The sequence below is a fragment of the Pseudogulbenkiania sp. FW507-F1 genome, from assembly GCF_058781125.1.
This window is the reverse complement of sequence record NZ_JBYSWM010000015.1, coordinates 63,770-85,843: the sequence shown is the minus strand read 5'-3', so window position 1 is coordinate 85,843 and position 22,074 is coordinate 63,770. Positions and strand designations below refer to the sequence as shown.

Genomic DNA, 22,074 nt, shown 5'->3' with positions numbered 1-22,074 from the left:
TGGCATCCTGTTGGACATCACGTCAGTTTACGCTGAGCGCGGGTGCTTCGTACATCCAGAACTCGCTCTGGCGGCGCACCACTTCGGACAGCGAGCCGCTGTCGTCGTAGACCTGGCGCAGCCAATGGCTGTCGAGGCGGCGCTGCAGGATCCGCTCGCGCAAGGCATTGTGCTGTGCCTCGATGCCGAGCGCCTGTGCATGCGGCAACAGCCCGTTGAGGGTGTCCAGCATGTCTTCCAGCAGGCTGGTCTGGCGCTTCTTCACGCCATCCACCAGCACCGCGTCGTAGCCGAAGCGGCACGCCTGGAAGCGGTTGTAGCTGTAGGTCAGGTAATGGGCCGGCGAGATATCGTCCCAGCCATCTTCGAAGCATTGCCGGGCCAACATTTGGGCGTACGCCGCCAGCAGCACCGGGGTGTCCACCCCCAGCGGGGTGTCGCAGATGCGGATTTCCACCGTGCCGTATTCCGGCTTGGGGCGGATATCCCAGTAAAAGTCCTTCATGCTCGCCACGATGCCGAGATCGGCCATGCCGGTGAAGTAGTCGTTGAACTCGTCCCAGTTGCCGACGCACGGCATCGAGCCGGATAGCGGAAAAGCGTTGACGCTGGTCAGTCGCGAGCTCTGGAACAACGTATCGACTCCCTGGTGGAACGGCGACGAGGCCGACAGGGCGATGAAGTGCGGAATGTAGCGCGACAGGTAGTGCGTCAGCCGCACCGCGGTGTCGCCATCCGGGCAGCCGATATGGATGTGCTGGCCGTAGACGGTGAACTGCTTGGCGAGGTAGCCGTATAGCTCGGAAACCAGCTGGTAGCGCTCCTTGGGGTAGATGCGCTGGTCGCTCCAGTGCTGGAATGGGTGGGAGCCGCCACCGGCGAGTCCCAGGTTGAGCTTCTCGGCCGTGCGAACCAAAAGGGCGCGGATGGCCAGTAGTTCCTCGAGCATGGTGTTGACGTCGCTGTGCACGGCGGTGCCGATCTCGATCATGCCCTGGGTGATCTCCGGCTTGATGTCGTAGCCGTGCGGGTGGCGCCCGAGTAGGTGCAATAGGTCGTCGGAGCCGCGCGTCAGATTGTAGTCGCGACGGTTGACGATCATCAGCTCCAGTTCCACGCCCAGTGTCAGGGGCTGGCTGGTCGAAAATTCCAGCATGATCCTTCCTTTCTCAGTCGCGGGTTTCCTGCGCGCAGCGCAGGGCGAAGCGCGTCACGATGGGTCCCAGCAGCTCCGTCAGGCATAGCACTGACAGCAGGAAGCCGCTGAATTCGGCCGCTCCTGCCGACAGGGTCAGGGCGCCCATCGTCATCAGCATGACGGCGCTGCCGGACATCGGCAGCAGGCCCAGGCCGAGCAATGCGCCATGCCTTGGGGGGAGGCCGTTACTGCGGGCGGCGACCCACCACGAGCCGGCGGCCAGCAGGCTGCGTACCAGCACGAAGCCGACGGCGGGCGGCCACAGCGCGGCCAGGGGCAGCGGCATCAATTGCGCTCCGGCGGCCACGAAGAAGGCGACAAAGAAGAAGCTGGAGCGGCTCGACAGGCTGGGTTCGGCCACTGCATAACCGCGCTCCAGGTTGCGCGTGGCCAGGCCGAAGACCAGGATGGCCAGCGCCGGCAGCAACTTGAGCATGGCGGAGAGTCCCACCACCAGGGCGATCAGGCCGAACATCAGCACGGTCTGCGCTTCACGCTTGCCGCCGCCCAGCCAGACGTTGAGCCGGATCGCCAGGAGGCCGGCCACCAGGCCCAGCAGGACCGAGCCCAGCAGAAGCCAGCCTGGCAGCAGGATGAACGATTCCACGCCGTGACCGGCGCTGAAATGGGTAAACGACAGTGCCAGGGTGAAGACTGTCAGGCTCAACAGGTTGTTGAGCCCGGTGCAGGCCATCAGGCGCTCGGTGACCTGGCCTTCGGCCCGGCTTTCCCGCACCAGTTCCAGCAGCACCACCGGCGAGGTCGCGATGCCGATGGCGGCGAGCAAGGAGGCCGGAGCCATCGGGAAGCCCGAGAACGTGAGCAGGGCCAGCAGGCCGAGGAAGGTGATGACGCCGCTCAGCAGGGCGGTGGCGAACAGCGCTTTTTCACGGCGCAGCCAGCGCAAGTCGACGCGCCGGCCCATGTCGAACAGCGCCAGGCCCAGCGCCAGCTGGATGAACAGGCCGGCCTCGTCGATCAACTGTTGGTCCAGCAATTTGAGGCCCGAAGGGCCGATGATCAGTCCGCTCAGGATGTAGCCGGTGATGCCGGGAAGTTTGGCTACGCGGACAGCAATCTGCCCGCCCAGTACACCCAGCGCCAGCAGAATGCCGAAAGCGGCAAGCGGGTTCAGGGCGAGCGATTGCCAGGGCAAATCGTGCATGAAACCTCCTTTGGTGTGTTTTTGTACGAAGCTCGGCGGCGGATGTGCCCTGAGTGTAGGTCGGCTTCGGCGTTGGTGGGCGTCCATCGCCATCATGGCGGCAGGAGTGGTGCTGGAACCGGCCAAGCATTATCGATGCGTGCTGGTCACTCCCGGGTCTGCGGTGCCATCGGCGACCTTTGCCGGCTTGAGGGGGTGGCAGAAAGGTGTAGCATCATGAAGTGACGTGAGAATGACGTGAGAGTTTCATGGTTTTTGGTTTTTTTGGCCGAAGGGCCGCTGCCGAGTCCGAGCTTGCCCAGTTGCGGCAGCGGGCCGCGCGCATGCCGCTGCTGGCCGGGTTGAGCCATGCCGAGCTAACCCAGCTGGTCGCGCTGGCGGCGGTTTTCGCCCGTGGCAAAGCCTTTAGCGGGGCCGCCGGCTTGATGGTGACGCCGTCGATGGTGGCAACGGTCACGTTGCAGATGGCGCTGCCGGTGATGAACCTCGGCAAGGAGGCGCTGGACGGTTGGGAAGAAGTGGTGCTGTACCCGTCCGCTTTTGTCGTGCGTGACCACTGGATGGCGCCAGGGGGTGTGGTCCATGAAGGGGACAGCGTGCTGATTGGCCAGGCACGACTGGATGGGCCGGTCGTCTTGTCCTGGCCGGATGTGAAGCGCTCCACCGGCCGTGACGGCTGGAACGTGGTGGTCCATGAAATCGCCCACAAGCTCGATATGCTCAACGGCGACGCCAACGGTTTTCCGCCGCTGCACAAGGGTATGAATCGAGAACAATGGTCGCAGGCCTGGGCTGCCGCCTATGCCGATTTTCAGCAGCAATTGGAGCGCGAAGGCGAAATGGCGGAGGAGGGCTGGCTCGATCCCTACGCAGCGGAAAGCCCGGCCGAATTCTTCGCGGTGCTCAGCGAGGCGTTCTTCGAATGCCCACAGGGGTTGGCCGAAGACTACCCGGCCGTGTACCGGCAGCTGGTGGCTTTCTACCGGCAAGATACGCTGGCACGCTTGTCCACGCTAGAATGAGCGTCTGTTCATCCTGACCAGGACGGTTGCTTTCACATGTATCTCATTCTGATCGGCTGGCTCTACGTGGTGCTGATGATGGCGGTGGTGCAGGAAAGTCCCATTCGTATGGCCTTCATCATCGTGTTTCTGGCGGTGCTGCCCGGGCTATTGTTCACGCGGCTGGTACGGCGTCGTTTGCGCAAGAAGGTTGCGCTTGCCGAGGCCGAGAACGAAGAGCCCGCGGCTTGAGCTGACTCTGCCCACGGTGCTATACTTCTGCGCGCCCTGCATTTCGCAGGGTTTTTACTACGCACATTCGCGCCGAAAGGGTGTCCGACAGGATTCTGCGCGCGAATGGAGGCCTAACCCTTTAGGAGTTTTGCATGACCACCAACGTTACCATGCGCCAGATGCTGGAAGCCGGCGTTCACTTCGGCCACCAAACCCGTTTCTGGAACCCGAAAATGGCTCAGTACATTTTCGGCAGCCGCAACAAGATCCACATCATCAACCTGGAAAAGACCCTTCCGCTGTTCGTTGAAGCTCAGGAATACGTACGTCGCCTGGCTGCCAACAAGGGTACCGTCCTGTTTGTGGGTACCAAGCGTCAGGCGCGTGAGATTGTTCGTGAAGAAGCAGCCCGTTGTGGCATGCCGTTCGTCGATCACCGCTGGCTCGGCGGTATGCTGACCAACTACAAGACCGTGAAGCAGTCCATCAAGCGTCTTGAAGAAAAGCGTGCCATCCTGGAAAGCTCCGGCGACACCGGTTACAACAAGAAAGAGCTGCTGGACCTCGAGCGCGAAGTTGAGAAGCTGGAGCGTTCGCTGGGCGGTATCAAGGACATGAAAGGTCTGCCGGACGCCATCTTCGTTATCGACACCGGCTACCAGAAGGGTACCGTTGTTGAAGCCAAGAAGCTGGGCATCCCGCTGATCGGCGTGGTTGATACCAACAACTCGCCGGAAGGCATCAATTACGTAATTCCGGGTAACGACGACTCCAATCGCGCCATCCGCCTGTACGCCCGCGGCATCGCCGATGCCGTGCTGGAAGGTCGCGCACAGTCGCTGCAGGAAATCGTTGCCGCTGAACCGGCTCAAGCCGAGTAAGCACGGACCTGAGAAAGGGGCGTAAGCCCCTTTTTTTGAACCCGTACCGCTTTACGTAAAAAGATACTGTTAAGGAGTTTCAAGCATGGCGGAAATTACCGCAAAAATGGTCTCGGACCTGCGCGCTGCTACCGGCCTTGGCATGATGGAGTGCAAGAAGGCGCTGGTTGAAGCCGAAGGCGATCTGGCCAAGGCCGAAGAAATCCTGCGCATCAAGTCGGGCAACAAGGCCTCCAAGATGGCTGGCCGTCTGGCGGCCGAAGGCATCATCGGTTCCTTCATCGAAGGCGGCGTTGGCGCGCTGGTGGAAGTGAACTGCGAAACCGACTTCGTTGCCAAAGACCCGACCTTCCTGGCGCTGGCTGCCGCTGCGGCCAAGGCTGTCGTTGCTGCCAATCCGGCCGACGTTGAAGCGCTGTCCGCGGTTGAAGTGGATGGTCTGTCCGTTGAAGAAATCCGCAAGGCCGCGATCGCCAAACTGGGCGAGAACATGACCATTCGTCGTTTCGTTCGCTACGAAACCGAAGGCAAGATCGCGACCTACCTGCACGGTGCCAAGATCGGCGTCATCGTTGATTTCAACGGCGGCGACGAAGGTCTGGGCAAAGATATCGCCATGCACATCGCCGCTTCCAAGCCGATCTGCGTGTCCAAGGATCAGGTTCCGGCTGAAACCCTGGAGCAAGAGCGCAAGATCTACACCGCCCAGGCAGCAGAATCCGGCAAGCCGGCTGACATCGTGGCCAAGATGGTGGAAGGCCGCGTGAACAAGTACCTGGCCGAAGTGACCCTGCTGGGTCAGCCGTTCGTGAAGAACCCGGACCAGACCGTCGAGAAGCTGCTGGCTGAGAAATCCGCCTTGGTGAAAGCCTTTGCCATGTTCGTCGTGGGTGAAGGCATCGAGAAGAAGGTAGTGGACTACGCCGCTGAAGTGGCTGCCGCCGCCAAGCTGTAAGTCCGGATATCTGGACTGATTAAAACGGCACCCTGCCTGCAGGGTGCCGTTTTGCAAATTGACTGACTGAAAACTGCCACCGAGGTGACTATGAGCCAAGCTCCTGCCTATAAACGTATTCTGCTCAAACTGTCGGGCGAGGCCCTGATGGGCGACGATAGCTACGGGATCAACCGCGCCACGATCGAGCAAATCGTGGGGCAGATCAAGGAGGTGGTCGATCTGGGCATCGAGGTGGGCATCGTCATCGGCGGCGGCAACATCTTCCGCGGCGTGGCGCCGGCGGCCTCCGGTATGGATCGTGCCACGGCCGACTACATGGGCATGATGGCGACGGTGATGAACGCGCTGGCCCTCAAGGATGCCATGACCAAGGTGGGGCTGGTGGCGCGGGTGCAATCGGCATTGACCATGCAGCAGATCGCCGAACCGTATGTGCGCGGCAAGGCCATGCAGTACCTGGAAGAGGGCAAGGTTGTCATCTTCGCGGCCGGTACGGGCAACCCGTTCTTCACCACCGACACGGCGGCAGCGCTGCGCGGCATGGAAATGAACGTGGACATCATGCTCAAGGCCACCAAGGTGGATGGGGTGTACACCGACGATCCGAAGAAGAACCCGGATGCCCAGCGATACCAGACGCTGACCTTCGACGAGGCGATTTCGCGCAACCTCAAGGTGATGGATGCCACTGCCTTTGCGTTGTGCCGAGATCAGAACCTCAACATCAAGGTGTTCAGCATCTTCAAGGCCGGTGCTCTCAAGCGTGTAGTGCTTGGCGAAGACGAAGGCACGCTGGTACACTGCTGAGCCTTACCGAATAGTAAAAAGGCGGAAACGGCAGCAGCCGCTTTCCGCCTTGTTTTTCCAAGTATCCATGGAGTTGACATGATTAACGACGTCAAGAAATCGGCCGAACAGAAAATGCAGAAGTCGCTGGAAGCCTTCAAGAACGACCTGACCAAGGTTCGTACCGGCCGCGCGCACACCGGTATTCTGGATCATGTCATGGTGGATTACTACGGTAGCGACGTGCCGGTGAACCAGGTGGCTAACGTCACGTTGATCGATGCCCGCACCATCGGTGTCCAGCCGTGGGAAAAGAATATGCTGGGCAAGATCGAAAAGGCCATCCGTGATTCCGATCTCGGCCTGAATCCGGCTTCTATGGGCGAGATCATCCGGGTGCCGATGCCGATGCTGACCGAAGAGCGCCGCAAGGATCTGATCAAGCTGGTGCGTGGCGAGGCTGAAGGTGCCCGTGTCGCCGTACGCAATATCCGCCGCGACGCCAACAATGAATTCAAGAACCTGCTCAAGGACAAGTCGATTACCGAGGACGACGAGCGCCGTGGCCAGGATGACATCCAGAAGCTGACCGACAAGTACATTGCCGAAGTCGACAAAGCCCTTGCCGCCAAAGAAACCGATCTGATGGCGGTATAAGGGGAACGACTTGTTCGGTAGTTCCACTAGTTCCATTCCTGAAGTCCGCCCGGTGCCGCGCCATATTGCCATCATCATGGATGGCAACGGACGCTGGGCTAAAAAACGCTTTCTGCCCCGTGTCGCCGGCCATAAGAAAGGCCTGAGCGCGGTGCGTGAGGTCGTTTCGGGCTGCCAGGAACTGGGGGTCGAGTATTTGACCCTGTTTGCCTTTTCCACCGAAAACTGGCGCCGCCCGCAGGACGAAGTCTCGTTTCTGATGGACCTCTTCCTGGGTGCGCTGGAGAACGAGGTGGAGAAGCTGCATTCCAATAATATCTGCCTCAAGGTTATCGGCGATCGCTCCCGTTTTGCCCCGCGCATCGTGGAACGCATTGAAGCCGCCGAGGCGCGCACGGCTGCCAACGGTGGCCTGGTGCTGACCATCGCCGCCGATTACGGTGGGCGCTGGGACATGCTGCAGGCTGTCAACCGGCTGATCCGGGAGGGAGCTACCGCCATCACCGAAGAGGCGCTGGCTGGTCGGTTGTCGATGGCCTATGCCCCGGAGCCCGATCTGTTCATCCGTACCGGTGGCGAGCAGCGCATCAGCAATTTCCTGCTGTGGCAGCTGGCTTACAGCGAACTGTACTTCACCGATCTGTTGTGGCCCGATTTCGACAAGCAGGCCTTGGAAGGGGCCGTGCAGTCCTATCGGTGTCGCGAGCGTCGCTTTGGCCGGACAAGCGAGCAACTGCCTGCCTCGTTGCGCCGGGACTGACTCCATGCTGAAAACACGCGTGCTGACCGCACTGGTGCTGCTTCCTTTGATGCTGGCGGCACTGTTCTTCTTCTCGGCCCCGTTATGGGCCGCTTTTTCGTGGCTGGTCGTTGGCTTGGCACTGTGGGAGTACAGCCGGATGGTGGGCATGGCCGGTACTGGCCAATGGCTCTACCTGGCGATCTCGACGCTGCTTGCGGCAGGGGCTTGGTTTGGCCGGGTCACCGCGATGCCGTGGCTACACCTTCTGGCGCTGGCTTTCTGGCTGGCGGTGGTGCCGCTGTGGTTGTCGCGGCGTTGGGTGGTCCGAAACGGCTGGGGTGCCCGGCTGTTAGGTTGGCTGCTGATGTTCCCGGCCTGGTTCGCCTTGCTCGAATGGCGGCCGCAACCCAATGTGGCACAGGCACAGCAGCTCTTGGCCATCATGGGGTTGGTCTGGGTGGCGGACATCGCAGCCTATTTTTCCGGCAAGGCGTTCGGCCGGCGTAAGCTGGCACCGTCGATCAGCCCCGGTAAAAGCTGGGAGGGGGTCTATGGCGCGCTGGTGGCGACGGCGGCTTATGTTTTCCTGGTGAATGAACTGGGCTGGCTGCATCTGGGTCTGTCACCATGGAGCCTGCTGCTCTTGTCTCTTCCCCTGACTGCTGTCAGCATTGCCGGAGACTTGCTGGAGTCGTGGTTCAAGCGTGCCGCTGGCCTCAAGGACAGTAGCCAACTGCTTCCCGGTCATGGTGGGGTTTATGATCGTATCGATAGTCTTATCGCCGTGCTTGCCGTGAGCAATGCCTTGCGTGTGCTGAGTGGGCTGTAACCTGCTATTGGCGTGATCATGACCGCGTTGGCGGCTAAGAATCAGCAGGGCAAGGCGTGATCTGCGCCGCTGTGCGGGCACCGCAAGCGGGGAGCAAGCTTTTTTTGCTCCAACCCGAAGGGCCACGCGCCCTGTGCGCCGCCTGTGGCGTTACGGCGCTTGGCCAATCAATGACATCGACCTGCGCGACCGCCTCTTGCATCCAGACCGGATGCTTGCTGCAGTTCGCGAGCTGGTCCATAACAGGCTCCAAATCGCCAAACTGATGAAACCTCAAGGAATCGTAGTACTTGGGGCAACCGGCAGCATCGGCACGAACACGCTGGATGTGGTTGCCCGACACCCGGAGCGCTACCGCGTGGTGGCGCTGGCAGCCCACCGGCAGGTAGATCGCCTATTCGAACAGTGCCGGCAGTTTCGTCCCGCCTTCGCGGTCATGGTCGACGAGCAGGCCGCCAGCGTGTTGCGCTTGCGGCTGAATGAAGCCGGCCTGCCGGTCGAGGTCCTGGCCGGTGCCCATGCCCTCGAGATGGTTGCCACCTTGCCGGAGGCAGACATGGTGATGGCCGCCATCGTCGGGGCGGCGGGCCTGCCTTCGGTGCTGGCAGCGGCCCGTGCGGGCAAGCGTATCTTGCTGGCTAATAAAGAGTCGCTGGTGGTGGCGGGGCAGCTTTTCATGAGCGCCGTGCGCGAGGGTGGTGCCGCGTTGTTGCCGGTCGATAGCGAGCACAACGCCATTTTCCAGTCCTTGCCCGATGGTTACCTCGGCTCGCTGGAGCAAGCCGGGGTGCGTAAGATCATCCTGACCGCCTCGGGCGGCCCGTTTCGGCAGTTGTCGTCCGCAGAACTCCATGGTGTTACCCCGGCCCAGGCGTGCAAGCATCCGAACTGGGTGATGGGGCAGAAGATTTCCGTCGACTCCGCCTCGTTGATGAACAAGGGGCTGGAGGTCATCGAGGCGCATTGGTTGTTCAATGCGCCGGCCGATAACATCGACGTGGTCGTGCACCCGCAGAGTGTCATCCATTCCATGGTGCAATACCGCGACGGTTCGGTCGTCGCCCAGCTGGGGTCGCCTGACATGCGCACTCCGATCGCCTACGCCATGGCGTGGCCGGAGCGGATCGACGCCGGTGTGGCCTCACTCGACTTCTTTACCTTGTCCAATCTGACTTTCGAACAGCCGGATCTGGAGCGCTTCCCTTGCCTGAAGCTGGCCTTTGAGGCGCTGCGTAGCGGGGGCGATGCTCCGGCGGTGTTGAATGCGGCCAACGAAGTTGCCGTGGCAGCCTTCCTGGACGGAAAGATAGGCTTCATGGGTATTCCTGAACTGGTCGAGCAGGCCCTCGGCCGCTTTGACTTGTCCGCCAGTTCTACGCTGGATGCGTTGCTGGAGAAGGATCGAGAGGTCCGCTCATCCCTTGAGGCACTGCTGCCACTATGATTTCCATCCTCGCCTTCCTCCTGGCCATCGGCGTTCTGGTCACTTTCCATGAACTGGGTCACTATGCCGCCGCTCGTTGTTGCGGAGTGAAGGTGCTGCGTTTCTCGATCGGCTTTGGCAAGCCGCTCTTCACGGTGAAATGGGGGGAGACGGAGTGGGCGATTTGCCCGATTCCCCTGGGTGGCTATGTGAAGATGCTGGATGAGCGCGAGGGGGTCGTGCTCCCGGCAGACCGGCCGCGCGCCTTCAACCGGCAATCGGTCGGCAAGCGCATGTTGATCGTGGTGGCGGGGCCCGTGATGAACCTGCTGCTCGCCACCTTGTTTTACTGGGTGGTGATCGGCAATGGTCTGACCCTGTACCGGCCGCTGGTGGGCACGGTGGTGCCGGAGAGTCCTGCTGCCATCGCCGGGTTCCAGCCGGGAGACCGGGTTCTGTCGATTGCCGGCACGCCTGTCGCCCAATGGAATGACATCAGCCTGGCCTTGCTCGACCGCAGCAGCGGTGCCAGCGAGCCCTTGACGGTGCAAGTGGAAACCGTCGCCGGGCAGCGTCTCAACCGTGTGGTGAAGGCCGGGTCTGACACCGGCGGCAATGGCCAGATCGGCATATTGCCGGTGCGCTATTCACTGGTGTTGGGGGCCGTCGAACCGGGTGGGGCTGCGCAAAGAGCCGGGCTAAGTGCCGGCGATCTCTTGCTGAGCGCCGACGGCCGCAGCCTGCGTGGTTGGGCCGAGTGGGTGGGAATGGTGCACAACAGTCCCGGCAAAGAGGTTTCCCTGGCGTTTCTGCGGGGCCAAGAGCGCCGGCAAGTGATGTTGCGTCCGGATTCAGTCGAAACCCCCACCGGTTTTGTCGGCCGGATTGGGGCGGCGCCGGCGGTGGATGCCGCCTGGCTTGCGATGCTGCGTTACGAGCTGCATCCAGACGTCGCCGATGCGGGGTGGATGGCGTTGCAAAAGACCTGGTCCAACGGCGTGCTGAGCCTGCGCATGTTCGGGCGCATGCTGATCGGCCAGGCATCGTGGAACAATCTGAGTGGACCGATCACCATCGCCAGTGTAGCCGGCCAGACTGCACGGCAAGGATTGGACGCCTATCTCGAATTTCTGGCACTGATCAGTGTCAGCATTGGCATATTGAACCTGCTGCCCATCCCCATTCTGGATGGGGGACACTTAATGTATTATACGGCGGAGTTGATTAAGGGGAGCCCGGTCAGTGAACGGGCGCAGTTACTCGGGCAAAGAATAGGTTTTGCCTTGCTGGCTTCGTTGATGGCATTTGCCTTGCTAAACGACATCAGCCGCCTTTTTGGGGGTTAGAACAAACCGATGAGAATCAAACTCGTTGCAGCGGCGATTGCCGGTCTGTTTTCCATGTCTGCTGCCATGGCGGCCGAGCCGTTCGTGGTCAAGGATATCCGTGTCGAGGGCTTGCAGCGCACCGAACCCGGTACGGTATTCAACTACATGCCGCTCAAGGTGGGCGATACCTTTACCGACGAGAAGGCCAAAGAAGCGATCAAGGCATTGTTTGCCACCGGTTTCTTTAATGACGTTCGGATGGAAGCGCAGGGCGATGTTCTGATCGTTTCCGTGATCGAGCGCCCCGTGATCACCCAGCTGAATATCAGCGGCGCCAAGGAATTCGACAAGGACCAGCTTAAGAAGGCGCTGAAGGAAAACGGTCTGGCCGAATCCCGCGTGTTCGATCAGGGCCTGCTGGATGGTGCCGTTCAGGAGCTGAAGCGACAGTACTACAGCCGCGGCAAGTACTCGGTGGAAATTACCCCCAGCGTGACCAAGCTGGAGCGTAATCGCGTCGCCGTCACCCTGGACATCGTCGAGGGCGTGACAGCCAAGATCAAGGAAATCCGCATCGTTGGCGCCAAGGCGTTCGATCAGGATACGCTGCTGGGCCAGTTCTCGCTGACCACCGGTGACTGGCTGTCGTGGATCACCAAGGACAACCAGTACTCCAAGCAGAAGCTGTCCGGCGATCTGGAGAAGCTCAAGGCGTTCTACCAGAACCAGGGCTATCTCGAGTTCAACATCGACTCGACCCAGGTTTCGATCAGCGCCGACAAGGAGGACATGTTCCTCACCATCAATATCAACGAAGGTCAGCGCTATACCATTTCCGATGTGAAGCTGGCAGGCGACCTGAAGGTTCCGGAAGCCGAGTTACGCAAGTTGATCCAGTTCAAGGCTGGCGACGTGTTCAGCCGCGAGAAGGTCAACGATTCGGTAACCGCCATCAGCGACCGGCTGGGTAACGATGGTTACGCCTTTGCCAACGTCAATGCGCTGCCGGAGATCGACCGCGAGAAGCGTCAGGTGGCCTTCACGCTGTTCCTCGATCCGGGCCGCAAGACCTACGTTCGCCGCGTGAATATCGCCGGCAACACCAAGACGCGTGACGAGGTGGTGCGCCGCGAACTGCGCCAGCTCGAGGGTGCGCCGTACGCCTCCGACAAGATCAAGCGCAGCAAGGAACGGGTCGAGTTGTTGGGCTACTTCGAGGATGTCAACGTCGAAACCCCGGCGGTGGCCGACACCCCGGACCAGGTCGACATGAACATCAACCTGAAGGAGCGTCCGACCGGCAGCATCTCGGCCGGTATCGGCTTCGTGCAGGGCCAGGGTCTGGTGTTCTCCGGCAGCGTGTCGCAGAGCAATATCTTCGGCTCCGGCAAGTCGTTGTCGGCCGGCATTTCCACCGGCAAGGTCAACAAGAGCGCCAGCATCGCCTTCAACGACCCGTATTTCACGGTCGACGGCGTCAGCCTGGGCTACAACTTGTACACCCGCACCTACGATGCCCAGGAAGACAACGTCTCCAAGTACAAGACGCGTACCACCGGTGCCGCGGCCAAGTTCGGCGTGCCGATCACCGAGTTCGACCGCATCAACCTGAGCCTGGGGGTGGAGCAGACCGCCATCACTACCTTTAGTGACAGCCCGCAGCGCTACCTCGACTTTGTCGACAAGTACGGCAAGAGCGCCAATACCTTGTTGTCCACCATCAGCTGGTCGCGCGATACCCGCGACAGCGCCTTGTGGCCGACGCGTGGCGCGGTGCTGCGCGCCGGGGTCGATATCGGACTGCCGGGCCTCGACCTGCAATACTATCGCCTGAGCCATCAGCAGACCTGGTATTTCCCGCTGTCGAAGACCTTCACCCTGATGCTGAATGGCGAAGTGGGTTATGCCGACGGTTACGGCAAGAGCGCGACCCTGCCGTTCTTCCAGAACTTCTACATGGGCGGTCTGGGCTCGGTACGGGGCTACGAGACCGGCAGTATCGGTCCCAAGGACACCAACGGCGACTTCCTCGGCGGCACCACCAAGATGGTCGGCAACGTCGAGCTGTTGTTCCCGTTCCCGGGCATGCGCGACAACAAGTCGGTACGCACCAGCGTGTTCTTCGACGTCGGCAGCCTGTGGGACAGCAATGTGTCCGGTTCTACCCCGAGCGATGGGCTGCGTTATTCGACTGGCGCGGCGCTGACCTGGCTGTCGCCGATGGGGCCGATGAAATTCAGCTACGCCGTACCGCTGAAGAAGGAAGAGGGCGACAAGAAGCAGTCCTTCCAGTTCCAGCTGGGGACGGTGTTCTGAGCGGAGTCCGCATATGAAGATGAAAACTGTTCGCTTGCTTGCCGCCTGCGCCGTGGCGGCTGCTTCGTTCGCCGCGACGGCAGCCGAGTTTAAGCTGGGCTACATCAATACCGAGCGGGTGTATCGTGAGGCGGCCCCGGCACAGCAGGTGATGAAGAAGCTGGAGAAGGAGTTCAGCGACCGACGTACCGAGCTGAAAAAGATGGAGGATCGTGCCAAGCAGCTGGAAACGCTGCTGGGCAAGAGCGGCTTGGGGCTGGATGATCGCAAGAAGTACGAGCGCGAACTGGCCGGACTCGACCGCGATTACCGGGCCAAGGGGCGCGAGCTGGCGGAGGACTTCAATCTGCGTCGCAACGAGGAGTTCGCCGCTGTGCAGGAGCGTGCCAACCGTACCATCAAGCAGATCGCCGAGCGCGAACAGTTCGACCTGATCCTGCAGGACGCGGTGTACGTCAATCCCAAGTACGACATCACCGCCAAGGTCCTCAAGGAACTGGACAAGTAATTCCCTCTATTTTCCGGAGAAGCCGGCCCCGGGTCGGCTTTGTTTTTGATGGCATACACCCTTTCCGAAATCGTGGCGCGGCTCGGTGGCGAGCTGCGTGGTGACGATTGCCTGGTCGAACGCCTGGCTCCGTTGGAGGACGCCAAGACGGGCGAAATCAGTTTTCTCGCCAGCGCCAAGTTCCGGCGCCAGCTCGAGACGACCGCGGCCAGCGCGCTCATCATGTCGCCCAAGTTGGCCGAAGAAACCGGCTATGGCGGACCGCTGATCCTGACCGACGACCCTTATCTCTATTTTGCCCAGGTGGCGACGCTGTTCCATCCCGCCCCGCCGGCCCGTCCCGGCATCCATGCCTCGGCGGTGGTCGGCGAGGGGGGCTGCATCGATGCCTCCAGCGAGATCGGCGCCAACGTCAGCATCGGTCGTGATGTGACCATCGGCCAGCGCTGCCGCATCCTGCCCGGCGTGGTGATCGGCGATGGCGTGGTGATCGGCGATGACGTGACGCTGCACCCCAATGTCACGGTTTACCACGGTTGCCTGATCGGCTCGCGCGTCGGCATCCACTCCGGCACGGTGATCGGCGCGGACGGCTTCGGCCTGGCCTGGGCCCGCGACCACTGGTTCAAGATTCCGCAAACTGGCCGGGTGGTGATCGAGGACGACGTCGAGATCGGCGCCAACACCACGGTCGACCGCGGTGCCATGGCTGACACCATCATCCGCAAGGGCGCCAAGATCGACAACCTGGTGCAGATCGCGCACAACGTGCAGATCGGCGAGCACACCGCGATTGCGGGCTGCGTCGGCATCGCCGGCAGCACCAAGATCGGCGCCTATTGCACCGTCGGTGGTGCGGCGATGTTCGTCGGCCACATCGAGGTGACCGACCGCACCCATATCGGTGGCGGCACGTTGGTGTCCAAGAGCATCAAGAAGCCGGACAACTACGCCTCATCCTACCCGCTTTCCACCATGAAGGAATGGCTGCCCAACGCCGTTCACCTGAGACATCTCGACGATCTCGTCAAACGCGTAAAAGAACTCGAACGCGAGATCAAGACCCTGAAAGACAGCAAGGAACCGAATAATGACTGAGCATGCCGTGAACGTCGACGTACGTGAAATCATGAAATACCTGCCGCACCGCTACCCGTTCCTGCTGGTGGACCGCGTGGTCGAGTTCGAGGCGGGCAAGCGTGTCAAGGCGCTCAAGAACGTGACCATCAACGAGCCGTTCTTCGTCGGCCATTTCGAGCAGTACCCGGTGATGCCGGGCGTGCTGATCATTGAGGCGCTGGCCCAGGCCGCCGGCATCCTGTCGATCAAGAGCCAGGGCGAGCGTGCCGAGAACGAGCTGTATTTCTTTGTCGGCATCGACAATGCCCGCTTCAAGCGCCAGGTGGTGCCGGGTGACCAGCTGGTGATGGAAGTGGAGGAAATCACGTCCAAGCGTGGCATCGCCAAGTACAAGGCGCGTGCCCTGGTGGACGGTCAGGTGGCTTGCGAGGCCGAGATCATGTGCGCCAAGCGCGAGGTGTGACCATGGCGATTCATCCCACCGCTATCGTCGACCCGAACGCCCGGGTCGCCCCGGATGTCGAGATCGGCGCCTATTCGATCGTCGGCCCCAACGTGTCCATCGACAGCGGCACCTGGGTCGGGCCGCACGTGGTGATCGAGGGCCACACCTCGATCGGCAAGAACAACCGCATCTTCCAGTTCTGCTCGCTGGGCGCGATGCCGCAGGACAAGAAGTACGCGGGTGAGCCGACCCGGCTCGAGATCGGTGACAACAACACCATCCGCGAATTCTGCACCTTCAACGTCGGCACCGCGCAGGACGTCGGCGTGACCCGTCTGGGCAACGACAACTGGATCATGGCCTACGTGCATCTGGCGCACGATTGCCAGGTCGGCAACCACACCATCTTCGCCAACAACGCCACACTGGCCGGCCACGTGCAGATCGGCGACTGGGTGATCCTGGGTGGTTTCACCAGCGTGCACCAGTTCGGCATCATCGGCGAGCACGCCATGACCGCGTTCGCCAGCGCCGTGGCGCAGGACGTGCCGCCCTACGTGATGGCGCACGGCAACCGTGCCGTGCCTTCCGGCATCAACGCCGAGGGACTGAAGCGCCGTGGCTTCACCCCGGAGCAGATCCGCTCCATCCGCCAGGCCTACAAGACGCTGTACCGCAACGGCCTGTCGCTCGACGAGGCCAAGCAGGCCATCATCGCCGAAGCGGCCAGCCACCCCGAGCTGGAGGCGTTCGTGCGCTTCTTCGGCTTGTCGGAGCGGGGCATCATTCGCTAAATCATGCCGGAACCCTTGTTCAAGCGAAGCGGCGCGTTGAAGGTCGCCATGGTGGCCGGCGAGGCGTCGGGCGACCTGCTGGGCGCGCACCTGATGGCGGCGCTCAAGGCACGCCATCCCGAGATCGAGTTTGCCGGTATCGGCGGGCCCCGGATGCAGGCGCAGGGTCTCTACTCGGTGGTGCCGCAGGAGCGGCTGGCGGTGCGCGGCTACGCCGAGGTGCTGTCGCGCCTGCCGGAGCTCTTGCGCATCCGCGCCCATCTGCGCGATGCCCTGATCGCCGAGCGCCCCGACGTGTTCGTCGGCATCGACGCCCCGGACTTCAACCTCGGGCTCGAGAAGTCGCTGAAGAAGAAGGGCATTCGTACCGTCCACTACGTCAGCCCGTCGGTATGGGCGTGGCGTCCGGAGCGGGTGCAGAAGATCGGCGAGGCGGCCGATCGGGTGCTGTGCCTGTTTCCGATGGAGCCGCCGCTGTATGAAAAGGCCGGCGTGCCGGTGACCTTCGTCGGTCATCCGCTGGCGGGGGAAATTCCGCTGGTGCCGGATACCGCCGCGATGCGCGAGCAGCTCGGCTTGTTCCCGGGAGGGCCGGTGTTCGCGCTGCTGCCCGGCAGCCGCGTCAGCGAGATCGACTACCTGGGCGAGATCTTCGTCAAGACGGCGCGGCTGCTGCACGAGCGCTACCCGGCGGCGCAGTTCCTGGTGCCGCTGGCGACGCGGGCGACGCTCGATGCCTTCGACCGGGTGCTGTCCAGGCTCAAGGCCTGGGATTTGCCGATCCGCAAGCTGTTCGGCCACGCGCAGATGGCGATGATCGCCAGCGACGTGGTGCTGGTGAAGAGCGGCACCTCGACGCTGGAGGTGGCGCTCACCAAGAAACCGATGGTGATCACCTACAAGCTGTCGTGGCTCACCTACCGTCTGGTCAAGCGCAAGCTGAAGCTGCCGTGGGTCGGCCTGCCCAACATCCTTTTGGGCGACTCGGTGGTGCCGGAGCTGCTGCAGTACGACGCCACGCCGGAAAGGTTGGCCGAAGCCGTGGCCGCACTCTACGATGACGAGCCGGCCAGGCGGGCGCTCACCGCCCGTTTCACCGCGCTGCACCGCGAGCTGAAGCAGGATACCGCCGAGCTCGCGGCCGACGCGGTGTTGCAGGTGGCGGGAGTGTCGGCATGATCGCCGGTGTCGACGAGGCGGGCAGGGGGCCGCTTGCCGGGGCGGTGTTCGCCGCCGCGGTGATCCTCGACCCGGCCCGGCCGATCGCCGGGCTGGCCGATTCCAAGAAACTCTCGGAAAAGCAGCGCGACGAGCTGGCGCCGCTGATCCGGGAGCGCTCACTCGCCTGGTGCATCGCCAGCGCCAGTGTCGACGAGATCGACCGGCTCAACATCCTGCAGGCCACCATGCTGGCGATGAGCCGTGCCGTGGCCGGTTTGTCGGTCCTGCCCATCGAAGTGCTGATCGACGGCAACCGCGTGCCCAAGGGCATCGCCGTGCCGGCGCGCGCCATCGTCAAGGGCGATGCGTTGGAACCGGCTATCTCTGCCGCGTCGATCCTCGCCAAGACCGCGCGCGACGCCGAGCTGGTGGCGCTCGACGCCTTGCATCCCGAGTTCGGTTTCGCCCGCCACAAGGGCTACCCGACGGCCGAGCACCTGGCGGCGATCGAGCGTTTCGGCGTGCTGCCGGAGCACCGCCGCACCTTCGGCCCGGTCAAGGCGTGGCTGGCGCGGCAGCAGGGTCAGTTGTTCTGACCGGCCGCACTCCAGCGGGCCGTGTCACGAGCAGAACGTTATCTTCCGGCAGGCCTTTCCGCGCCCCTTCCGAGTAACATCATGACGCCTCACAAGCACTGTTTCCCACCGGTCGTCTCGCCCGAGGTGCGGCTGCTGATCCTGGGCTCGCTGCCGGGGGACGCCTCGCTGGCGGCCGGCCAGTATTATGCCCACCCGCGCAACCAGTTCTGGCGCCTCTTGGGCGAGGTGCTGGACGAGCCCTTGGGCGAGATGCCGTATGCCGACCGGCTCGGCTGCCTGCTGGAGCATCGTGTCGGGCTGTGGGATGTGGTGGCGCAGGCGCGGCGTCAGGGCAGCCTGGATGCCGCGCTCAACGACATCGAGCACAACGACCTCCTGGTGCTGACGCGTTCCCTTCCCCGGCTTGTGGCGATTGGATTCAACGGCGGCACGGCGTTCAAAGCGGCGAAAAGCCTGGCCGCAAGCCCCTTGGCCTTGCTGGCGCTGCCGTCTTCCAGCCCGGCCTATACCCGCCCCTATGAGGAAAAGCTTGCGATCTGGCTGCAATTGCGCCGATATATGTAGTATGAGCTTGCGAGAAACATCGTCCCGCAGGGATTCCCTACGGTCATTGTCGCGCTCCCGGGCGGTTCGAGAAGCGTCGCCGTGTCGCGGGTACGGCGAGCATCGCGGGGCCGGGCGGGGTGGGCTGCCGAGTTTATTGACAAGCACGCTGTCTGACCGGTTGATCGGAGGCCGTCATGAACCGCTATTGCATCTGGTTTGCCACGCCTGACGACAAGGTGGTGCGCCGCGCCGAGGTGGTGCTGAACGGCTCGATTCATTGCCACCAAGTGCTGGAGGAGATCGAGGCACAGCTGGCGATCGATTGCGGGCTGACCGAAGTGATGATCATCGACTGGAAACGCTTCGAGGACCCCGAGGACGGGCAGGGCAACGACGCCAGCCTGTCGCACGCCGCCTGAACGCGGCTGAATGGCTCTGCCGCACCCCCTGATCGGGCTCAGGGGTACTGTGTGCAATCTTTTTGCTGGGCGTAGCGAAGCTGTGCACGCTGGGGGTCGCTCCGTGATGAGATATCTTCAGGAGCTGCGTGTCCATTGCGGTTTCGGTGCGGCCTTTCATCCCGCCGCGGGCCGCTCGTGACGATTTCCTTCATCGGCACCGGGTGAGTCGAGACTAGTCATTTCGCCCGATTAGGTGGCATCCCCCTGCGTGTTATCATCGCCCTGTTCCGCTCGGCCTGCGCGCCGGGCCTAGATTCTTGCGGATGCTGAACGATGCACGTGATCGGCTTTGCCGGCTTTTCCGGCAGTGGCAAAACCACCCTGATTGAACGGCTGGTGCCCCGGCTCGTGGCCCATGGGCTCGACGTGGCGGTGATCAAGCACACTCACCACGACGTCGACTGGGACGTGCCGGGCAAGGACAGCTGGCGCCATCGCCAGGCCGGGGCGCGGCAGGTGCTGCTGGCGGCCGGCCGGCGCCGGCTGCTGGTGGAGGAGCTGCCCGGCAGCAACGATCACCCGCTGCTGGAGCACGTGGCGCGGCTCGCTCCGTGCGACCTGGTGCTGGCCGAGGGCTTCAAGCACGCCCCGGTGCCCAAGATCGAAGTGATCAATAGCGCGCTCGCCAGTCCGCGCCTGTACCCGGACGATCCGCAGGTACTGGCCGTGGTTGGCGACGTCCCCATCGACACGACCTTGCCGCAGTTTCATCGAGACGATATCGCCGGCATCGTCGCTTTCCTGTTGAGTACCTTACCCGATGCAAAACATGCTGACCGTTGACGAGGCTGCGAGCTGGCTGCTGTCGCGCGCCGACGCCGTGACCGAGACCGAAACCGTTTCCCTGCTGGAGGCTTGCGGCCGCGTGCTGGCGGTGCCGGTGGTGGCCACTCTGGACGTGCCGCCGCACGACAACAGCGCCATGGACGGCTACGCCCTGCGCGTGGCGGACTTCGGCCAACCTTTGCCGGTGTCGCAGCGCATCCCGGCGGGCCATGTGCCTGATGCGCTGCAGCTGGGCAGTGTTGCGCGCATCTTTACCGGCGCGCCGATCCCGGCCGGGGCCGACGCGGTGGTGATGCAGGAGCAGTGCGAGGTGCAGGAGGACGGCCGCGTCACGATTCAAAAGGCGCCCGTCGCCGGCCAGAATATTCGCCGTGCCGGCGAAGATATCGCCAACGGCCAGACCGTGCTGGCCGCCGGCCGGCGTCTTTCCACCGCCGATATCGGCTTGCTCGCCTCGCTCGGTATCGCCGAGGTGGCGGTGGTGCGGCCGCTGCGCGTGGCGGTGTTTTTCACCGGTGACGAACTGGTCGAGCCGGGCCAGCCGCTGGGACCTGGCCAGATCTACAACTCCAACCGCTACTGGCTGGTGCCGGCGTTGATGCAGTTGGGCTGCGAGGTCAGCGACCTTGGCATCATCCCCGACGAGCTGCAGGCCACGCGCGAGGCGCTGCGCGACGCCGCCGACTTTGCCGACGTGATCATGACCTGCGGCGGGGTGTCGGTGGGTGAGGAAGATCACGTCAAGGCTGCGGTGGAGGCCGAGGGGGCGCTCAATCTGTGGAAAATCGCCATCAAGCCGGGCAAGCCGCTGGCCAGCGGCAAGGTCGGCAGCGCCGACTTCATCGGCCTGCCGGGCAACCCAGTGTCGGGCTTCGTCACCTTCGCGGTGCTGGTGAAGGCCTTCCTGCAGCGACGCGCTGGCGTGGCCGACGCGGCGGGCACGACGACGGTGCGCTATCCTGCCGCCTTCGACTGGGGCCGTCCCGACGCCAAGCGCGTGGAGTTCCTGCGCGTGCGGCGCGTGGTGCGCGACGGCCAGACCGTGCTGGAGCGCTACCCCAACCAGGGTTCGGGGGTGCTGACCTCGTGTGCCTGGGCCGACGGCCTGGTGCGCCTGGCGCCGGGGCAGGCCGTCGCGGCGGGCGACCAGCTCGATTTCATCGCGCTGGAGTTCTGATGCCGATCGTCCGCTTTATCGATCAATCCAGCGGGCAGGTGCTGGAGGAGGTTGCCGCCGAAGCGGGCGATGTGCTGATCGACGTCGCGCGCTTTCACGAGCTGCCACTGCACTGGCGCTGCGGCCAGGGCACCTGCGGCACCTGCAAGGTGCGCGTCGAACACCTGGGCCAGCCCGGCACCGTCAAGGTTGGCCGAAAGGAGCGCAACGTGATGCTGCGCGCCGGGCTGATCGACGCCGCCATGGCCGCCGCCGAGGAGTGGCCGGACACCGCCGACACCTGGCGGCTGGCCTGCCATCTGACGCTGGGCGAGGCCGACTGGCGCGTGCTGCTGCCGCCGGCGGACTAAGAACTTGTTCTCGATCTGTCGCGAGCGGCACTCAGCGGGGTGAAGAGCAGCGCAGAAACCGGAATGTACAAGTAGTACATGAGGATTTCTGATCGCTGAGCGAAAGATTCGCACGCAGAGCACATGAGCCCCGATCAGGGGCGCGCGGCAAGATCGTGAGCTGGTTCTAAGCTTACCCCGCGCTATCGGCATTCAACACCTCGCGCGCAATGCGCATGGCGTCGATGGCGGCGGGCACCCCGCAATAGATGGCGATCTGCAGGATCGCCTCGACGATTTCTTCCTTGCTGCAGCCGTTGTTGAGGGCGCCGCGCACGTGCAGCTTGAGTTCGTGCGGGCGGTTCAGCGCGGCGATCATGCCGAGGTTGATCAGGCTGCGCGTCTTGCGCTCCAGCCCTTCGCGCGCCCACACCGTGCCCCAGCAATATTCCGTCACTAATTGCTGCAGCGGCATCGAGAGTTCATCGGCGTTGGCCAGCGCCTGGTTGACGTAGTCTTCTCCGAGTACCGCCTTGCGGATTTCCAGGCCGCGGTCGAAGGTTTCCTTGCTCATCGTTGTGCTCCTTTTCATGTGATGCCCTTCCGGCAGGGAAGGGAGTGAACGTTTCATCCTAGTCGTTCGAGTGCCGACGCCGTTGCTGGCGGCTGT

General features: G+C 62.9%; 25 protein-coding genes. 22 read left to right on the top strand and 3 right to left on the bottom strand.

Annotated features, from left to right (window positions below):
- Positions 1-22: 22 nt before the first annotated feature.
- A complete protein-coding gene (locus AC3WG5_RS11645) occupies positions 23-1,156 on the bottom strand; it encodes a YbdK family carboxylate-amine ligase (protein ID WP_492568797.1) in 1,134 nt (377 codons plus the stop codon).
- 13 nt (positions 1,157-1,169) lie between these two features.
- Positions 1,170-2,363, bottom strand: coding sequence for a cation:proton antiporter (locus tag AC3WG5_RS11640; RefSeq protein WP_492568796.1), 1,194 nt, complete (start codon positions 2,361-2,363; stop codon positions 1,170-1,172).
- A 248-nt stretch (positions 2,364-2,611) separates the two neighbouring features.
- Between AC3WG5_RS11640 and AC3WG5_RS11635 the strand changes: the two genes are divergently transcribed.
- The 22 genes from AC3WG5_RS11635 to AC3WG5_RS11530 all read left to right on the top strand — a co-directional run bounded on the left by AC3WG5_RS11635 (position 2,612) and on the right by AC3WG5_RS11530 (position 21,425).
- Positions 2,612-3,385 carry a M90 family metallopeptidase gene (locus tag AC3WG5_RS11635; RefSeq protein ID WP_492568795.1) on the top strand — a complete coding sequence of 258 codons (774 nt, stop codon included), beginning with the start codon at positions 2,612-2,614 and terminating at the stop codon, positions 3,383-3,385.
- Positions 3,386-3,421: 36 nt separating this feature from the next.
- Positions 3,422-3,616 (top strand): hypothetical protein, encoded by a 195-nt coding sequence (locus AC3WG5_RS11630; protein ID WP_008953640.1) that lies wholly within the window; start codon positions 3,422-3,424, stop codon positions 3,614-3,616.
- A gap of 134 nt (positions 3,617-3,750) precedes the next feature.
- Positions 3,751-4,479, top strand: coding sequence for a 30S ribosomal protein S2 (gene rpsB, locus AC3WG5_RS11625; protein ID WP_008953641.1), 729 nt, complete (start codon positions 3,751-3,753; stop codon positions 4,477-4,479).
- A gap of 85 nt (positions 4,480-4,564) precedes the next feature.
- Positions 4,565-5,434 (top strand): translation elongation factor Ts, encoded by an 870-nt coding sequence (tsf, locus tag AC3WG5_RS11620; RefSeq protein ID WP_492568794.1) that lies wholly within the window; start codon positions 4,565-4,567, stop codon positions 5,432-5,434.
- A gap of 90 nt (positions 5,435-5,524) precedes the next feature.
- Entirely contained in the window at positions 5,525-6,244 is a 720-nt protein-coding gene (gene pyrH, locus AC3WG5_RS11615) for a UMP kinase (RefSeq protein WP_008953643.1), read from the top strand.
- Between the two features lie 78 nt (positions 6,245-6,322).
- Positions 6,323-6,880: a ribosome recycling factor gene (gene frr, locus AC3WG5_RS11610; protein ID WP_294863736.1), complete on the top strand. Its 558-nt coding sequence runs from the start codon at positions 6,323-6,325 to the stop codon at positions 6,878-6,880.
- Positions 6,881-6,890: 10 nt separating this feature from the next.
- Positions 6,891-7,640 carry an undecaprenyl pyrophosphate synthase gene (gene uppS, locus AC3WG5_RS11605; RefSeq protein ID WP_040652607.1) on the top strand — a complete coding sequence of 250 codons (750 nt, stop codon included), beginning with the start codon at positions 6,891-6,893 and terminating at the stop codon, positions 7,638-7,640.
- 4 nt (positions 7,641-7,644) lie between these two features.
- Positions 7,645-8,451, top strand: a complete 807-nt coding sequence (locus tag AC3WG5_RS11600) for a phosphatidate cytidylyltransferase (protein WP_492568793.1) — start codon at positions 7,645-7,647, stop codon at positions 8,449-8,451.
- 265 nt (positions 8,452-8,716) lie between these two features.
- Entirely contained in the window at positions 8,717-9,895 is a 1,179-nt protein-coding gene (gene ispC, locus AC3WG5_RS11595) for a 1-deoxy-D-xylulose-5-phosphate reductoisomerase (RefSeq protein ID WP_482584379.1), read from the top strand.
- Entirely contained in the window at positions 9,892-11,220 is a 1,329-nt protein-coding gene (rseP, locus tag AC3WG5_RS11590) for an RIP metalloprotease RseP (protein WP_492568792.1), read from the top strand. The genes ispC and rseP overlap by 4 nt, the downstream gene beginning before the upstream one ends.
- Before the next feature lie 9 nt (positions 11,221-11,229).
- Positions 11,230-13,518, top strand: a complete 2,289-nt coding sequence (gene bamA / locus AC3WG5_RS11585) for an outer membrane protein assembly factor BamA (protein ID WP_014087619.1) — start codon at positions 11,230-11,232, stop codon at positions 13,516-13,518.
- Positions 13,519-13,531: 13 nt separating this feature from the next.
- A complete protein-coding gene (locus AC3WG5_RS11580; RefSeq protein WP_008953650.1) occupies positions 13,532-14,026 on the top strand; it encodes an OmpH/Skp family outer membrane protein in 495 nt (164 codons plus the stop codon).
- A gap of 48 nt (positions 14,027-14,074) precedes the next feature.
- Complete coding sequence (gene lpxD, locus AC3WG5_RS11575; protein WP_492568791.1) at positions 14,075-15,124, top strand: UDP-3-O-(3-hydroxymyristoyl)glucosamine N-acyltransferase; 1,050 nt, start codon at positions 14,075-14,077, stop codon at positions 15,122-15,124.
- Positions 15,117-15,569: a 3-hydroxyacyl-ACP dehydratase FabZ gene (fabZ, locus tag AC3WG5_RS11570; RefSeq protein ID WP_008953652.1), complete on the top strand. Its 453-nt coding sequence runs from the start codon at positions 15,117-15,119 to the stop codon at positions 15,567-15,569. Before lpxD ends, fabZ begins: the two co-directional genes overlap by 8 nt.
- 2 nt (positions 15,570-15,571) lie before the next feature.
- On the top strand, positions 15,572-16,345 hold the full coding sequence (lpxA, locus tag AC3WG5_RS11565) for an acyl-ACP--UDP-N-acetylglucosamine O-acyltransferase (protein ID WP_008953653.1): 774 nt from the start codon (positions 15,572-15,574) through the stop codon (positions 16,343-16,345).
- Between the two features lie 3 nt (positions 16,346-16,348).
- Positions 16,349-17,524, top strand: coding sequence for a lipid-A-disaccharide synthase (gene lpxB, locus AC3WG5_RS11560; protein WP_492568790.1), 1,176 nt, complete (start codon positions 16,349-16,351; stop codon positions 17,522-17,524).
- On the top strand, positions 17,521-18,102 hold the full coding sequence (gene rnhB / locus AC3WG5_RS11555) for a ribonuclease HII (protein WP_492568789.1): 582 nt from the start codon (positions 17,521-17,523) through the stop codon (positions 18,100-18,102). Before lpxB ends, rnhB begins: the two co-directional genes overlap by 4 nt.
- Before the next feature lie 81 nt (positions 18,103-18,183).
- Positions 18,184-18,669, top strand: coding sequence for a DNA-deoxyinosine glycosylase (locus AC3WG5_RS11550; protein WP_492568788.1), 486 nt, complete (start codon positions 18,184-18,186; stop codon positions 18,667-18,669).
- A gap of 176 nt (positions 18,670-18,845) precedes the next feature.
- Positions 18,846-19,070, top strand: coding sequence for a hypothetical protein (locus tag AC3WG5_RS11545; protein ID WP_008953657.1), 225 nt, complete (start codon positions 18,846-18,848; stop codon positions 19,068-19,070).
- Positions 19,071-19,385: 315 nt separating this feature from the next.
- On the top strand, positions 19,386-19,895 hold the full coding sequence (gene mobB, locus AC3WG5_RS11540; protein ID WP_492568787.1) for a molybdopterin-guanine dinucleotide biosynthesis protein B: 510 nt from the start codon (positions 19,386-19,388) through the stop codon (positions 19,893-19,895).
- Entirely contained in the window at positions 19,882-21,075 is a 1,194-nt protein-coding gene (locus AC3WG5_RS11535) for a molybdopterin molybdotransferase MoeA (protein WP_492568786.1), read from the top strand. Before mobB ends, AC3WG5_RS11535 begins: the two co-directional genes overlap by 14 nt.
- Positions 21,075-21,425, top strand: coding sequence for a 2Fe-2S iron-sulfur cluster-binding protein (locus AC3WG5_RS11530; protein WP_482581152.1), 351 nt, complete (start codon positions 21,075-21,077; stop codon positions 21,423-21,425). The genes AC3WG5_RS11535 and AC3WG5_RS11530 overlap by 1 nt, the downstream gene beginning before the upstream one ends.
- Before the next feature lie 172 nt (positions 21,426-21,597).
- Here AC3WG5_RS11530 and AC3WG5_RS11525 read toward each other — a convergent pair whose 3' ends face one another.
- The gene (locus tag AC3WG5_RS11525) at positions 21,598-21,978 is read right to left on the bottom strand and encodes a carboxymuconolactone decarboxylase family protein (RefSeq protein ID WP_014087610.1); all 381 of its coding nucleotides are present in this window, start codon (positions 21,976-21,978) and stop codon (positions 21,598-21,600) included.
- Positions 21,979-22,074 lie beyond the last annotated feature (96 nt).